Consider the following 15,977-nt stretch of genomic DNA (forward strand, 5'->3'; position numbering starts at 1 on the left):
CGGTTACCTCCGGGGGTGTCTGGGTACTCGCTGTGCACTCGTCTGAGGAGGAACCATGGTTGACACAACGACCCGGGCGCGCCGGGGCTCTATGAAGATCCCGCGCAGTCGCGGCGCGGTCAGCGGTCTGCTGGTAGTGCTGCTGGGAATCTGGGGCGCTCTCGTCCCGTTCATCGGCCCGCTCTTCGATTTCGCGTTCAGCCCCGACCGTCCGTGGGCATGGACCATGGGCCGCGGCTGGCTGCAGGTGCTGCCCGGCGTAGTGGCCGTCGTCGGCGGCCTGCTGATGTTCGCGTCGCGCAATCGCGCGACGGCGATGCTCGGCAGCTGGATGGCGGTGGCCGCGGGCGCGTGGTTCGTCGTCGGGCGGGCCGTGGCAGGTCCGCTGGGTCTGGGCGACGCCGGCCAGCCGGTGGCCGCCGACGAGGCGCAACGGGTGTGGCTCGAGCTCACGTACTTCTCCGGCCTCGGCGCGCTCATCGTCTTCCTCGGTGCGCTCGCCGCGGGCCGGCTGTCGGTCCGCACGGCCCGCGACATCGCTTACCGCGAGGCCCACACCCAGACCGTCGACCCTGTCGCGACGCAGCACACCACCTCGTGGGATCAGCCCGCCACGGCGGACGAGCCGGCGGAACGCCGGCGGACCGGCCTGTTTGGGCGTCGCCGCCGGCGTGTCCGGGACAAGCTCCCGATTTAGAGCAGGCCGAGCAGCTCCAGATCCGTCAGATACTTGACGATGACCTGGCGGCTGACATGCGGAATGTCCTTGTCGGGCCCGATCTTTGCGTCCTGAACCGCCGATCGGAAGTGATCGGTCGGGGCGATCGAGCCGCGAATCGGTATTTCCGGCCGCTGGTAGTTGTGCAACAGCGGCAGCAGCGAGGCCCGCCGTTGGCGGTCGGGGAGTGCGTTGACCGACATCGTGAATCTCTGCAACCACGTCGCATAGTCGCCTACGCGCCGCACCGGGTAACCGGCCTCGATGATCCAGTCGACAAACTCGTCGAGTCCGATGCCGTCGTCGTAGGGGTTCATGACGTGGTAGGTCTCGAAGCCCGAGATCGAGTCCGTGCCGACAAGCGCTCCGAGCGTGGAGATCGCCTCGGCGATGAATTCGACGGGGAGACCGTCATAGTGGGCCCGCTGCCGCTGACCGTCCGCATCCGTCTGGTAGAAGGAATCCGGCGCCACACCCGTGGCGACCAGGCTCAGCATGAGCCGGGTGAACATGTCGGGCACGTTGAGCTGACCTGCGTAGCTGGTGTCCGCCAGAATCAGGTCGCACCGGAACACCGCCGCCGGAAGCCCGCACAGGTCGTGGGCTTCTCGGAGTAACACCTCGCCCGCCCACTTGCTGTTGCCGTAGCCGCTGGCGTAGGTGTCGTCGACGGCGCGGGTGGCGCTGATCTGCCTGATGTCACCGTGTTCGGTGAACTTGCCGGGCTCGATACCCGCCCCGACGCCGATCGTGGACACATAGATGAACGGTTTGAGGTGTGTGGTCAGAGCCAAGCGGATCAGTTCGGCGGTGCCGACTGCATTCGGTCCGAAGAGTTGGCTGTAGGGAAGCACATGGTTCACCAGAGCGGCGGGGTCGACGATGAGATCGACCGTGTCGGCGAGCCGTTGCCATGTCCGCGGGTCCAGTCCCAGATCCGGCTCCCCCTTGTCACCCGCGATGACCTCAAGGTGGCCGTCGGCCAAGCGCCGGTAGTGCTCCAGCAGTCGCGGGTCGCCGCTGTCGAAGGTGTTCGCGAGCCTTTCGCGCGCTGCCTCGTCGTCTTTGGCTCGGACGAGGCAGACCAGCGTGCCGCCGACGATGGACAGCCGTTCCAGCCATTCGAGCGCGAGATAGCGGCCCAGGAAACCGGTCGCCCCGGTCAGCAGGACGGTGCGCACCTCGCTTCGGGGCCCCGGTAATTCAGGGGCCTGCGCCAGGGTTGCCGCGTCGATGAATTTGTCGAGGGTCAGGTCGCGAGCGTGTGCCTGGGTAGCGCCCTCGCCGTGTACAGACGCGAAAGTGGGTCTTGCCGAACCATTTTCGCTTTCTGCTTCGATGTAGCCGGCGAGGGCGCGCAGGTCTGTCGCGGGGCTGACGATGACGCCCACAGGAACGTCGACTTCGAAGATGTCCCGTAGGAGATTCGCAAATGTCAACGCAGACAACGAATCTCCGCCCAGGTCGGTGAAATGTGCATCGGGTCGCAGGTCGCCGGCTCCGGTACCGAGCAGCGCTCCGGCGGCGCGGCTCACCGTCTCCAGCACTGGCCGGTCGGCACCGGCCAGACGGAGTGCGCGAAGTTCCTCAGCTTGTCCTTCGGCATGTTCGGAGTACAGCGTTTCGAGCCGATCGCCATAGCGTTCCTTCAATTTGGGCCGCGCCAGTTTGCGGATGCCGGTCAGCAAGCCGTTCTCCAGCGTGAACGGCGTGGCCTCGATCAGGAAGTCGCGCGGTATCTCGTAGGACTGCAGGTCCGCGGCCTTCGCGATGCTGTGCAGCGATTCACCGATGAGCGCCTTCACATCGTCGAGTGCCAAGGCCGCCTCGGTGGGGACGACCACCGCGAGCAGGTAGGGGCGGGCGCTGTTGCCGTAGAGGTAGATCTGGCGGATCAGCGGGCTGTCGCCGAATATCGCCTCCAATCTGGAGACGGCGACGAACTCGCCCTGGGACAGTTTCAAAACGTTGTTGCGCCGGTCGAGATAGACCAACTGGTCGGGCCCGGTCTCGGCGACGACGTCGCCCGTCCGGTAGTACCCGTCGTCGTCGAACATCTCGGCTGTCACCTCAGGCCGCCGGTAGTAGCCGGGAAACAGGCTGTCGGACTTGACCAGAAGCTCACCGCGCGGGTGCGGCCGATCGGTGTGGAAGTAGCCGAGGTCGGGGACGTCGGCCAGCTTGTAGTCGACCACCGGCGGACGCTGCACCTGTCCGTCGATGAACACCATGCCCGCTTCGGTCGATCCGTAGCCGTCGGTCAGATGCAGATCCAGGAGTTCTTCGACGAAGCGCTTCATCTCCGCCGACAGGGGCGCCGAACCCGAGAGGGCAGTCACATACCGGCCGCCGAGCAGATTCTGACGCACCTCGGCGTAGATCTCGGCCTCGGACTCGCTGCGGCTCTCGAGTTCTTTGGCGACCTCGGCGTAGATGGTGTCCCAAATTCTCGGGACGAACGACAGCTGTGTGGGCCTGACCAGTGCCAGATCGTCGAGGAACGTCGAAAGATCGCTTCTGGCAGCGAAATAGGCCGTCCCGCCGGACCCGAGCGTGCCGTAGAGCTGCATCCGGCCCATCACGTGGCTCATCGGCATGAAGTTCAAGGTGATCGATGGGTCTGCGCCGCGATCGCCCCAGCGGGCACGGCCAGACGGCCGCCACACGTTGGCCACCATCTGCTGGGTGTACATCGCACCTTTGGGGGCTCCCGTGCTGCCCGAGGTGTAGATCAACAGCGCCAGCGCGTCGAGGTCGGGGGAGACGGACGGCTGCGCCGTCGTTGCGCAGCCTGCGATGACGTCGGACAAAGTTGCCACCGTGATGGCGCTGCCAGCGTGGTCGAGACGCTCGCGTGCAGCTTCCAGCGCGTCTCGCTGGTCGTCGACCTGCGGCAGGTAGTCGAAGACGATGATGCGGGTCACGGTCGGCGCGCCCGCGGCGAGATCCAGCGCGTCGTCGAGGTAGTCGATGGACGAGGCGATCACCACGGGTTCGGTCTCGGCGATGATGGGCCGCAGTGCCGGCACCGCAGATGCGGTCTGCAACGGCACGGACACGGCGCCGCGCAGTATCAAGCCGATGTCGATGGTCGCGTAGTCGACGCTGGTGAACCCGAGGAGGGCGACGCGGTCGCCGGGTCGGACCTCGGTGAGTGCATCGGCGAGGGCGCGGGCCCGCTCTGACACCTCGGCGTAAGTGAGCGTCGTGAACGCAGGCAGCAGCTCCGTGGAGGTTCGCCCGGTGGCAGGATCCTCGACGAACCGAATCTCGCGCTGTCCCAACGCGGGTCGATCGGCATACCTGTCGAACACCGTCGCGACGATGGAGCCAAGACTCATGTCGGGTGCGTCGAGGGCGGCAGCGACGGCCGGGTCGGGCGCGGCTGCGGCGAATTGACGATCGGTGGAATACAAAGTGGTGATGCGGCGCTCGAGGTGATCCTCGCGAGTCGACATGATGCCTCCTCGAAGACAATTAGAAGGGAAAGGCGGCGCAACGCTGCGCCTACGAATTGCTACGTCGGTGAATCCCAAGGTATTCCGTGAAATAGCGGTATCGGCCTGTCAAAGCGCTGTGAGTGTGGTGTGGATGCAGGGAGGCCACTGTGACGGCAATCGCTCAGTACGGTCCGATGTGTCGCTCGACACCCATCGACGCTGATCGAGCTGTGTCGGATAATCGAATAATGTTCGTACAGAACAGCTTCCGATTTTTGGCCGTGCCTTTCCGGGACACGGGAGATGCTCGTCGAGATGTTCGCGGCGCTAGCGTGGAAGCATGGCGGGAAACGACATGAACGTCGAGATGGACACGGTGCCCCGCATGGTGGCCGCCCGACTGCCGGTCGCCACCGCTGATGATCCTGCGGTCATCGTTCTGGGCGAACGACTGCACGGGCTTCTCGTGGCGCTCGGTGTGCCGCCGCGGGATTGGCTGGGGATTGCCAGGAGACTGGATGTCGCGAACTGCCGCGACGCGATCGGCGGCTACGTCGACGTTCTGGTTGCCGACCGCTGCCGTTGCCCCGGTGAGGATCTCGTGTCCGATCTGGTGGCCGTCGAAGTCGACGGTGGCGGGTTGACCGCGGACGAGATCAGGGCGATAGTCGTCGACCTCCTGACGTCCTAGGCGCAGTCAGGCCGCCGCGGCGTCCCGTACCCCGGCGTGACAGACCGCATTCCCCCCGGACCGCTTTGCCGTGTACATGGCGGCATCGGCCCTGGCAACCAACCGGTCGAGAGCGGCCCGGATGGCGCGCGGGTCCCGGGGCAGGCGCGTGGCGCTGTCGACCCCGACGCTCGCCGTGACGCCGAACTTGCCGTCGTCGAGTGCAGCGAGAACACGGTCGCCGAGATCGCATCGCGCACCCGACTGCACTTCGGCGATGAGGAACTCCTCACCGCCGAATCGGACCACGAGGGCACCGTCGTCGGCGGCCGCCCGCAGCGCCGCCCCGACATCGCACAGAACCCGGTCTCCGGTCATGTGCCCGAGAGTGTCGTTGATCCGCTTGAAGTGGTCTAGGTCGACCAGGGCGATCGTCAGTCGTCCGCCGGCGGTCCGCGCCAGCTGCTGCGCGAGTTCGTCTGCCGCGCTGCGAAATCCATGCCTGTTGAGAAGGCCGGTGAGTGCGTCGGTGTCGGACCGGTGGGCGTCGGCGCCGAGCAGCCGCGCCAGTAACTGCCCGGCGAAAGGCAGGATCACCAGTGCCACGACCGCCACCGGAATGATGCTGAGCGCCATTGCGATATCTCCCGCCAGTGCGAGCCGGACGACACAGAGCGAGACGGTGGCGACACCTCCTGCGATGACGAGGGCGAGGAGGCGGGCGCTGTGAACGAACGCGACATAACCGGCCAACACGGCGAAACCGGTGGATCCCAGCAGGCCGGCCTCAGGACTGGACTGGGCAGAGCAGACGAGGATCAGCCCTATCAGTGACAGCACCACGATGGCGATCGACGCGCGGACGGTCGGCCACCGCGTCATCCAGTACGCCGAGATGAACGCCGAGAACGCCACCACCGTGATGCACAGGGCGACTGCGGGCCCGCCCTGCGGTCCGTGCGGACTGAACAGCATCGCCGTCGCGGCCGTTCCGTACGCGGCCGTTCCTGCGGCGGACAAGGCCTGCACGGCACGCTGCAGGCGCCGCCGCGCGAGGTATCTGGTCATCAGCCGATGATGGTCCGGCGATCGCCACCAGTGGTCTATACCGCGCGTCACGCGAGCAGGCTAACCGTTAGCTGAAAACCTGTCTACTCAAGGGATTTCCGCACATCGCCCTTCGCTGGTGTCAATTCTGAGCGCTACCCCCATGTGGTCTAACTGCAAACACGTCAGTTTGTGAAGGGCATCACACGTTGCTGGTCGCGCACGCCCATTGGCCGCCGAGGTTGGCTGGGGTGCGCGGCCGTGGTCGCTGCGCGGTCAGAGGTCCCGGAGGATGAGCTCCAGGACGTCAAGGCCTTCGATCAGGAGTTCGTCGCTGATGGCCAGCGGCGGCAGGAACCGCAACACGTTGCCGTAGGTGCCACAGGTCAGCACGATCACACCGGCCTGGTGCGCCGCCGTGCTGAGGTTCTTCGTCAGCTCCGCATCGGGTTCGGTGGTGCCCGGTTTGACGAGTTCGACCGCGATCATCGCCCCCCGGCCGCGGACGTCGCCGATCCGGTCGTCCTCGGCCTGCATCCGGCCCAGCTTGTCCTTCATCAGCGCCTCGATCTGGGCGGCACGCGCGACCAGTCCGTCGGCCTCGATCGTCTCGATGGTGGCCAACGCGGCCGCGCAGGCGATGGGATTGCCGCCGTAGGTGCCGCCGAGTCCACTGACATGCGGGGCATCCATGATGTCGGCGCGGCCGGTGACGGCCGACAGCGGCAGGCCGTCCGCGATGCCCTTCGCGGTGACGATCAGGTCGGGCACGATGCCTTCGTGCTCGCAGGCGAACCAGGCGCCGGTGCGCGCGAACCCGGTCTGCACCTCGTCGGCGATGAACACCACATCGTTGGCCCGGCACCAGTCCAGCAACGTCGGCAGAAAACCCTCGGCGGGAACGATGAAGCCGCCCTCGCCCTGGATCGGTTCGATGATCACCGCGGCCAGATTGCCCGCGCCGATCTGCTTGTCGATCACCGAGATCGCCCGCCGGGCGGCGAGTTCGCCATCGGTCGCGAGTTCCTTGCCGCCGAATTCCGCGTCGCGGAACGGATAGGACAGCGGCGCCCGGTAGATCTCCGGCGCGAACGGGCCGAAACCGTGCTTGTAGGGCATCGATTTCGCGGTCAGGGCCATCGTCAGGTTGGTGCGGCCGTGGTAGGCGTGGTCGAACGCGACGACGGCTTGCTTGCCGGTGAACGTCCTGGCGATCTTGACGGCGTTCTCGACGGCCTCCGAGCCGGAGTTGAACAGCGCCGAGCGTTTGTCGCCGTCGCCGGGGGTGAGACGGTTGAGAGCCTCGGCGACCGCCACGTACCCCTCGTAGGGGGTGACCATGAAGCAGGTGTGCGTGAACTTGGCCGCCTGTTCGGCCACCGCATCCACCACCTTGGGGGAGGCGTTCCCGATCGTGGTGACCGCGATACCCGACCCGAGATCGATCAATCGATTGCCGTCGACGTCTTCGACGATGCCGCCGAAGGCACGCGCCGTGTAGACGGGCATGGTGTTGCCGACCCCTCGGGCCACCGCAGCGCTCTTGCGCGCGATCAGTTCCGTCGACCGGGGGCCGGGGATGTCGGTGGCGAGGTGGCGGCTCTGTTCGAGAGCGCTCACAGGAGACCTCCTTGGGGAGCCGTGGAGAAACAGAAGAAATCGACGACTGTGCGTGCTGCTCGAGCGTAGCCGTTGCGTGCACTGATCCGGCGACGACCGTGCCACTTGATAGCGGAATCAGCGGTATGGGCCCTCACAGGCAACGAAATCCGTGGCGTGGCTGCGGGTGCTCCTTGTGGTCTGTGCGCACCGTGCTCCTCGTGATGCGTGCGCACGGTGCGCCGCTGGATCTCTTCTCCGAAGTCTCCCGCAGACCGGGGGGCACGGACCCGGGCGCCGCTGATGGCACACTGGACAACTGAGTCACGTACGACGGGCTCCCGCCTCCGTTGGTCCGGGATCTCCGCGCGCACCATCACGACACCCGAAAATTCACACGAAACTCGAAGATCTCGTAGAGACCTAGAAAGACACTGCCGCCATGGATCTGGTCGTATTCCTGCCCCTGCTCATCATCATGGGCGCATTCATGTTCTTCGCCTCAAGGCGCCAGAAGAAGGCAATGCAGGCCACCATCGATCTGCACAATTCGCTCGCGATCGGCGATCGTATCCACACCACATCGGGTCTGCAGGGCACGATCACGGGCATCGGCGACGACTACATCGATCTGGAGATCGCACCCGGCGTCGTCACCACGTGGATGAAGCTCGCAGTGCGCGACCGCATCGTCGACGAGGTCGAAGACGACGAGGATGACACCTTCAACGAGACCGAATCGTCGGGCGTCGAGCTGACGAAGAGCCCGAACGAGAAGACTGACGGCTGAGATCTCAGCTGCAGCACGTACTCTTTGCGGTGCTGACGACCTGATCTCGAGGAGACTCTGACACGTGGCATCGTCTTCGACGGTTCACCCTGCCCGCTACCTGGCGCTGTTCCTGGTGCTGCTCATCGGCGCCTACCTGCTGGTGTTTCTCACCGGGGACAAGAAGCCGGACCCCAAACTGGGCATCGACCTACAGGGTGGCACCCGCGTCACCCTGACCGCCCGCACGCCCGATGGCTCTCAGCCGTCGCGCGAGTCGCTGATCCAGGCCCAGGAGATCATCAGTTCCCGCGTCGACGGCCTCGGCGTCTCGGGCTCCGAGGTGATCATCGACGGCAACAACCTGGTGATCACCGTCCCCGGCGACGACACCAGCGAAGCCCGCAGCCTCGGCCAGACAGCACGCCTGTACATCCGCCCCGTGATCCATGTGATCCCCGCGGGCCAGCAGCCGCCGCCGGAGGCCGGACCGGAGGGCACGCCACCGGGCGCGATCCCGGGCATGCCCCCCGGCGCGATCCCCGGCATGCCGCCGGGTGCCATCCCTGGTATGCCTCCGGGAGGCGCCGCCCCCGGCGTGCCGCCGGCCGGCGGACCCGCCGCTCCGCAACCGCGCCCGTTTCCGCAGCAGCCGGCTCCGTCGCCGGAGCCCACGCCCGCGCCGGCACCGGCCCAGCAGGCGCCGCCTCCCGGACCGGGAGCTCCTCCGGCGCTGCCCGGTGAGCGCGGCGACAGGCCGATCGCCGAGCAGATCCAGGATGAGAAGCAGCTGCGTCAGAGCAGCGAGCAGGCCATCCAGATTCTGGCGCTGCAGTTCCAGGCCACCCGCTGCGGCGAGGAGGACGTGCTCGCCGGCAACGACGACCCCAACCTGCCGCTGATCACCTGCTCGCAGGACGGCAATGAGGTCTACCTGCTCGACAAGTCGATCATCAACGGCGAGGAGATCGAGAACGCCACCTCCGGGCTGAATCAGCAGGCCGGCGAGTATGTCGTGGACCTGTCGTTCAAGGACGCGGGCGCCAAGACGTGGGCGGACTTCACCGCCGCCAACGTCGGCACACAGACGGCCTTCGTGCTCGACTCACGGGTTGTCAGCGCTCCGGTGATCAACGAGCCGATCCCGGGCGGCAACACCCAGATCACCGGACAGTTCACGCAGGACACCGCCCGTGAGCTGGCGAACGTGCTCAAGTACGGCTCGTTGCCGCTGTCGTTCGATTCGAACGAGGCCGAGACCGTCTCGGCGACGTTGGGGCTGTCGTCGCTGCGGGCGGGTCTGATCGCCGGTGCCGTCGGGTTGGCCGCGGTATTGCTGTACTCGTTGCTCTACTACCGTGCGCTCGGCGCCTTGATCGCGCTGTCGCTGGTGGCCTCGGGCGCGATGGTGTTCGCCATCCTCGTGCTCCTCGGCAGATACATCGGCTACACGCTCGATCTCGCGGGCATCGCCGGTCTGATCATCGGCATCGGTATGACGGCGGACTCGTTTGTGGTGTTCTTCGAGCGAATCAAAGACGAGATCCGCGAGGGACGATCGTTCCGGTCCGCGGTGCCACGAGGCTGGGCGAGGGCGCGCAAGACGATCCTGTCCGGCAACGCCGTGACGTTCCTGGCCGCCGCGGTGCTGTACTTCCTGGCCGTCGGCCAGGTGAAGGGCTTCGCGTTCACGCTCGGACTGACCACCATCCTCGACGTCGTCATCGTGTTCCTGGTGACGTGGCCGCTGGTCTACATGGCGTCGAAGTCGCCGACCTGGGCCAAGCCGTCCCTCAACGGATTGGGAGCCGTCCAGCAGATCGCCCGCGAACGCCGAGCTGCCGCGAACGCGGCGGGACGGGGATAGACCATGGCCACCAAGAACCGCATCGACGAAGAGTCGACCGCCCAGGAAGCGCCCGACCTGGAGTCGACGCCGGGTGAGGCGTCCAAGCACGGCTTCTTCGTCCGCCTCTACACCGGTACCGGCGCCTTCGAGGTGATGGGCAAGCGCAAGCTCTGGTACACCATCAGCGGCCTGATCGTCGCGATCGCCATCGGCGCCATGGTCATTCGCGGGTTCACCTTCGGCATCGACTTCGAGGGCGGCACCAAGGTGTCCTTCCCGCGCGGCGAAGGTCAGACCACCACACAGCAGGTCGAGACCGTCTTCAGCGACACGATCGGCCGGGCGCCCGACTCCGTGGTGGTCGTCGGCAGCGGCAACGACGCGACGTTCCAGATCCGCGCAGAGACGCTGTCCAACGACGAGATGATCAGGTTGCGCACCGCGTTGTTCGACGCGTTCCAGCCGGTCGGATCCAATGGACAGCCCAGCGAGCAAGCGGTGAGCGACTCGGCGGTCTCCGAGACGTGGGGTGGTCAGATCACCCAGAAGGCGCTCATCGCGCTGGTGGTCTTCCTGGTGTTGGCTGCCATCTACATCACCATCCGCTACGAGCGGTTCATGGCCATCGCAGCGCTCGCGACCCTGGGCTTCGACCTTGTCGTCACCGCCGGTGTCTACGCGCTCGTCGGCTTCGAAGTCACCCCGGCAACCGTGATCGGTCTGTTGACGATCCTCGGCTTCTCGCTCTACGACACCGTCATCGTCTTCGACAAGGTTGAGGAGAACACCGACGGTTTCGAGCACAGCACGCGCCGGACGTTCGCCGAGCAGGCCAACCTCGCCGTGAACCAGACCTTCATGCGATCGATCAACACGAGCCTGATCTCGGTCCTCCCGATTGTCGCGCTGATGGTGATCGCGGTGTGGCTCCTCGGCGTCGGCACCCTGATGGACCTGGCGCTGGTGCAGCTTGTCGGCGTCATCGTCGGCACCTATTCGTCCATCTACTTCGCCACGCCGCTGCTGGTCAGCCTGCGCGAACGCACCGACGCGGTGCGCAAGCACACCCGCAGGGTCCTCAACCGCCGCAAGACCGCGGCGGCCAGGGCAACGGGAATCGAGACCGACGACGCGCCGGCCGACGGCATCGCCGAGCCTGCCTCCGTCGCCGCCGCGCCGCAGGCGCCGCCTCCCGACAAGCCGCAGCCCGGCGCTCGACCCGTTCGGCCCACCAGCAGCAGGACCGGGCGACCTTCGGGTAAGCGCACCCCGCGGAACCGGTAGCGGCCGATGGCTGGCCGTCGCGCTGTCGCCGTTGCGGCGGTACTCGCCCTTCTGGGCGGACTCGGTCTCACGTCGTGCTCGGAACAGACGGCCGACTCGGTCGACTACGCCGTGGACGGCGCGCTGATCAGTTACAACACCAACACGGTCGCCGGTGCGGCCTCGGGGGGCCCGCAGGCGTTCGCCCGGGTCCTGACCGGCTTCAACTATCACGGCCCCGACGGTCAGATCGTCGGCGACCACGACTTCGGCTCGATCTCCGTCGTCGGGCGGTCACCGCTGATCCTCGATTACGAGATCAAACCGGACGCGGTGTACTCCGACGGGAAACCGATCACCTGTGACGACATGGTGCTGGCCTGGGCCTCGCAGTCGGGCCGCTTCCCGTGGTTCGACGCCGCCAGCCGCGCGGGCTACTCCGACATCGCGACCATCGACTGCGCGCCGGGGCAGAAGAAGGCGAGGGTCTCGTTCGCCCCCGAGCGGGGCTTCACCGACTTCGGCCAGCTGTTCACGGCGACGTCGATGATGCCGGCGCACGTCATCGCCGACGTCCTGGGTCTCGGCGACGGCGCCGTGGCGACGGCAGTGCTCAACAACGACGGTCCGGCCGTCGAGCGGATCGCCCAGGTGTGGAACAGCACCTGGAACCTGACACCGGATCTCGATCTGAAAAAGTTCCCGTCCTCGGGGCCCTACAAGCTGGAGGCGGTCACCGCCGACGGCGCGGTCGTCCTGGTGGCCAACGACAAGTGGTGGGGCGCCAAACCGGTCACCCCCGAGATCACGGTGTGGCCCCGCAGGCCCGACATGCAGGATCGGGTGAACGAGGGCGCCTACGACGTCGTCGACATCGCGGCCGGATCGTCGGGCACCCTCAACCTGCCCGACGACTACGTGCGCACGGATTCCGCGTCGGCCGGTATCGAGCAGATGATCTTCGCCCCGCAGGGCCCGCTGGCGGCGGTGCCTGCGCGCAGGGCGCTGGCGCTGTGCACCCCGCGTGACGTGATCGCGCGCAACGCCGAGGTGCCGGTGGCCAACGCGCGGCTGAACGCGGCCACCGAGGACGCGTACAGCGCCGCCGAAGCCACCCCGCAGGCCGACGAGTTCGCGGTCGGCAACCCGGAGGCCGCCCGCGCGGCGCTGGGCGGTCAGCCACTGCGGGTGCGGATCGGCTATCAGTCACCCAACGCCCGACTGGCCGCCGTGGTCGGCACGATCGCACAGGCCTGCGCGCCCGCAGGCATCACCGTCGAGGAGGCCGCGGGGGAGGACACCGGGCCGCTGGCGCTGCGCGACAACGAGATCGACGTGCTGATCGCCGGCACCGGCGGTGCGGCGGGCAGCGGATCGTCGGGCTCGTCGGCGATGGACGCCTATACGTTGCACAGCGCGAACGGCAACAACCTGCCCCGCTACCGCAACGAACGCATCGACGCGATCATCGCGACGTTGGCCGTCACTTCCGATCCGAAGGAGACGGCGCGTCTGCTCGGTGAGGCGGGTCCGATCCTTTGGGGCGATATGCCGACGCTCCCGCTGTACCGTCAGCAGCGAACACTGCTCACATCGACGAAGATGTTCGCGGTGAGTGGTAACCCGACGCGATGGGGAGCGGGATGGAATATGGACCGCTGGAAGCTGAGTCAGTGAGCGCAGACGAAGACATCGCCGAGGTCATCAAATCGCTGATGCGCGAAGTCCCCGACTTCCCCGAACCCGGCGTCCAGTTCAAGGACCTCACTCCGGTGCTCGCTGACGCGCACGGCCTCGCGGCGGTGAGCAAGGCGATCGCCGACAGCGCGCGCGGCGCCGACCTGGTGGCCGGGGTGGATGCGCGGGGGTTCCTGCTGGGCGGCGCGGTGGCGGTCACGCTCGGCATCGGCGTGCTCGCCGTCCGCAAGGGCGGCAAACTGCCGCCGCCCGTGCTCGGGGAGACTTACACGCTCGAATACGGTTCGGCCACCCTCGAAGTGCCCGCCAACGGGGTCGAGCTCGCCGGCCGCTCCGTCGTCGTGATCGACGATGTGCTCGCCACCGGGGGAACCCTTGCCGCGACGCACCAACTGCTGACGAAGGCGGGCGCCGATGTGACGGGCGCGGTGGTGATGATGGAGCTGACGGCGCTCGGTGGACGCGCTGTCGTGGAACCGCTCGAGGTCACCAGCCTGTACACCGTCTGAGCGGATATCCTGCGAAGAGCACAGCTCCTGGAGGTGAACATGGCCGACAAGGTTCGGACGGATCCCATCGCGAACCAGGCTGTGCAAACACCTCCGTCCTCGCCGGTCTCCAGCCCGGAGACCCAGCCGATGGAGATCGTCAAGCCCGCACCCACCAGCGCGTCGCGGCGGGTGCGGGCGCGGCTGGCCCGGCGGATGACCTCCCAGCGCAGCACCGTCAACCCCGTGCTCGAACCGCTGGTGGCGGTGCACCGCGAGATCTACCCGAAGGCGGACCTGACGCTGCTGCAGCGGGCCTATGAGGTCGCCGAGCAACGCCACTCCGACCAGCTCCGCAAGTCGGGCGACCCCTACATCACCCACCCGCTGGCGGTGGCGAACATTCTCGCCGAACTCGGCATGGACACCACGACGCTGATCGCCGCCCTGCTGCACGACACCGTCGAGGACACCGGCTACACCCTCGAGGCGCTGACGCAGGAATTCGGCGTCGAGGTCGGTCATCTGGTCGACGGCGTGACCAAACTCGACAAGGTCGCGTTGGGGACGGCGGCCGAAGGCGAAACCATCCGCAAGATGATCATCGCGATGGCGCGCGACCCGCGCGTACTGGTGATCAAAGTGGCCGACCGGCTGCACAACATGCGGACCATGAGGTTCCTGCCCCCGGAAAAGCAAGCCCGCAAAGCGCGTGAAACGCTGGAAGTCATTGCGCCCCTGGCGCATCGGCTCGGCATGGCCACGGTCAAGTGGGAGCTTGAGGATCTGTCGTTCGCAATCTTGCACCCGAAGAAGTACGAGGAGATCGTCCGGCTGGTTGCCGACCGCGCGCCGTCGCGCGACACCTACCTGGCCAAGGTGCGCGCCGAGATCAACGCCACCCTGAACGCGTCGAAGATCAACGCGACCGTCGAGGGCCGGCCCAAGCACTACTGGTCGATCTACCAGAAGATGATCGTCAAGGGCCGCGACTTCGACGACATCCACGACCTTGTCGGCGTGCGGATCCTGTGCGACGAAGTCCGGGACTGCTACGCCGCCGTCGGGGTTGTCCACTCTCTGTGGCAGCCCATCGCCGGCCGGTTCAAGGACTACATCGCCCAGCCCCGGTTCGGGGTATACCAGTCGCTGCACACCACGGTCGTCGGACCTGAGGGCAAGCCGCTGGAAGTGCAGATCCGCACCATCGACATGCACAAGACCGCCGAATACGGTATCGCAGCACACTGGCGCTACAAGGAAACGAAGGGCCGCAACGGCGTTCCGGCCAACAACGGCGCCACCGAGATCGACGACATGGCCTGGATGCGGCAGCTGCTGGACTGGCAGCGGGAAGCCGCCGACCCGGGGGAGTTCCTCGAGTCGCTGCGCTACGACCTTGCCGTGCAGGAGATCTTCGTCTTCACCCCCAAGGGTGACGTCATCACCCTGCCCACCGGCTCCACCCCGGTCGACTTCGCCTACGCCGTACACACCGAGGTCGGGCACCGGTGCATCGGCGCCCGCGTCAACGGCCGCCTCGTCGCTCTTGAGCGCAAGCTCGAAAACGGAGAAGTGGTCGAGGTTTTCACCTCCAAAGCACCCAACGCCGGCCCGTCTCGGGACTGGCAGAGCTTCGTCGTGTCGCCTCGCGCGAAGGCCAAGATCCGCCAGTGGTTCGCCAAGGAGCGCCGCGAAGAGGCGCTCGACACCGGCAAGGAAGCCATCGCCCGCGAGGTGCGTCGAGGCGGACTTCCCTTGCAGCGCTTGATGAATGCCGAGACGATGTCGGCGCTGGCGCGCGAGCTGCGCTACACCGACGTGTCAGCCCTCTACACCGCGGTCGGCGAGGGGCATGTGTCCGCACGCCACGTGGTGCAGCGGCTGGTCGCGCAGCTCGGCGGGGATGACGAGGCCGCGGACGAAATCGCCGAGCGGTCGACGCCGGCGACGATGCCGATCCGGCAGCGCACCAGCGACGACGTGGGTGTGTCGGTGCCGGGTGCGCCGGGCGTGCTGACCAAGCTCGCCAAGTGTTGCACCCCGGTGCCCGGCGACAACATCATGGGCTTCGTCACCCGCGGCGGCGGGGTCAGCGTGCACCGCACCGATTGCACGAATGCCACGTCGCTGGAACAACAGTCGGAACGGATCATCGAGGTTCAGTGGGCGCCGTCGCCGTCGTCTGTGTTCCTGGTGGCCATCCAGGTGGAGGCTCTCGACCGGCATCGGTTGCTGTCCGACGTGACGCGGGTGCTGGCCGACGAAAAGGTCAACATTCTGTCGGCGTCGGTGACGACCTCGAACGACAGGGTCGCGATCAGCCGGTTCACCTTCGAGATGGGCGACCCCAAACATCTGGGCCACGTCCTCAACGTGGTGCGCAACGTGGAGGGCGTCTACGACGTCTACCGCGTCACGTCGGCGGCGTGAAAA

At 66.8% G+C, this 15,977-nt stretch carries 11 protein-coding genes; 8 read left to right on the forward strand and 3 right to left on the reverse strand.

All coding sequences use genetic code 11. The features are described 5' to 3' along the window. Positions 1-55: 55 nt before the first annotated feature. Positions 56-697, forward strand: coding sequence for a hypothetical protein (locus tag ACAG24_RS17250; RefSeq protein ID WP_370473902.1), 642 nt, complete (start codon positions 56-58; stop codon positions 695-697). Here the strand turns inward: ACAG24_RS17250 and car are convergent. Further along, a complete protein-coding gene (gene car, locus ACAG24_RS17255; protein WP_370473903.1) occupies positions 694-4,176 on the reverse strand; it encodes a carboxylic acid reductase in 3,483 nt (1,160 codons plus the stop codon). The genes ACAG24_RS17250 and car overlap by 4 nt on opposite strands. 322 nt (positions 4,177-4,498) lie before the next feature. On the opposite strand from car, the gene ACAG24_RS17260 reads away from it, so the two are divergent. Further along, the gene (locus ACAG24_RS17260; RefSeq protein WP_370473904.1) at positions 4,499-4,849 is read left to right on the forward strand and encodes a hypothetical protein; all 351 of its coding nucleotides are present in this window, start codon (positions 4,499-4,501) and stop codon (positions 4,847-4,849) included. A gap of 6 nt (positions 4,850-4,855) precedes the next feature. Here the strand turns inward: ACAG24_RS17260 and ACAG24_RS17265 are convergent, their stop codons facing one another. Both ACAG24_RS17265 and gabT read right to left on the reverse strand, forming a co-directional pair. Next, positions 4,856-5,896, reverse strand: coding sequence for a GGDEF domain-containing protein (locus tag ACAG24_RS17265; protein WP_370473905.1), 1,041 nt, complete (start codon positions 5,894-5,896; stop codon positions 4,856-4,858). Positions 5,897-6,151: 255 nt separating this feature from the next. Next, complete coding sequence (gabT, locus tag ACAG24_RS17270; protein WP_370473906.1) at positions 6,152-7,495, reverse strand: 4-aminobutyrate--2-oxoglutarate transaminase; 1,344 nt, start codon at positions 7,493-7,495, stop codon at positions 6,152-6,154. Positions 7,496-7,916: 421 nt separating this feature from the next. Here gabT and yajC point away from each other — a divergent pair, with 421 nt between their 5' ends. From yajC to ACAG24_RS17300, 6 genes are all read left to right on the forward strand, one after another. Next, positions 7,917-8,264, forward strand: a complete 348-nt coding sequence (yajC, locus tag ACAG24_RS17275) for a preprotein translocase subunit YajC (protein ID WP_370473907.1) — start codon at positions 7,917-7,919, stop codon at positions 8,262-8,264. Between the two features lie 64 nt (positions 8,265-8,328). Next, positions 8,329-10,110, forward strand: coding sequence for a protein translocase subunit SecD (secD, locus tag ACAG24_RS17280; RefSeq protein ID WP_370473908.1), 1,782 nt, complete (start codon positions 8,329-8,331; stop codon positions 10,108-10,110). Positions 10,111-10,113: 3 nt separating this feature from the next. Continuing rightward, positions 10,114-11,376: a protein translocase subunit SecF gene (secF, locus tag ACAG24_RS17285; protein ID WP_370473909.1), complete on the forward strand. Its 1,263-nt coding sequence runs from the start codon at positions 10,114-10,116 to the stop codon at positions 11,374-11,376. Between the two features lie 6 nt (positions 11,377-11,382). Next, positions 11,383-13,032, forward strand: coding sequence for an ABC transporter substrate-binding protein (locus ACAG24_RS17290; RefSeq protein ID WP_370473910.1), 1,650 nt, complete (start codon positions 11,383-11,385; stop codon positions 13,030-13,032). Further along, positions 12,999-13,562 (forward strand): adenine phosphoribosyltransferase, encoded by a 564-nt coding sequence (locus ACAG24_RS17295; RefSeq protein WP_370473911.1) that lies wholly within the window; start codon positions 12,999-13,001, stop codon positions 13,560-13,562. The genes ACAG24_RS17290 and ACAG24_RS17295 overlap by 34 nt, the downstream gene beginning before the upstream one ends. A 39-nt stretch (positions 13,563-13,601) precedes the next feature. After that, on the forward strand, positions 13,602-15,974 hold the full coding sequence (locus ACAG24_RS17300; RefSeq protein WP_445206205.1) for a RelA/SpoT family protein: 2,373 nt from the start codon (positions 13,602-13,604) through the stop codon (positions 15,972-15,974). Positions 15,975-15,977 lie beyond the last annotated feature (3 nt).

This window comes from Mycobacterium bulgaricum (assembly GCF_041287165.2).
GTDB lineage: Bacteria > Actinomycetota > Actinomycetes > Mycobacteriales > Mycobacteriaceae > Mycobacterium > Mycobacterium bulgaricum.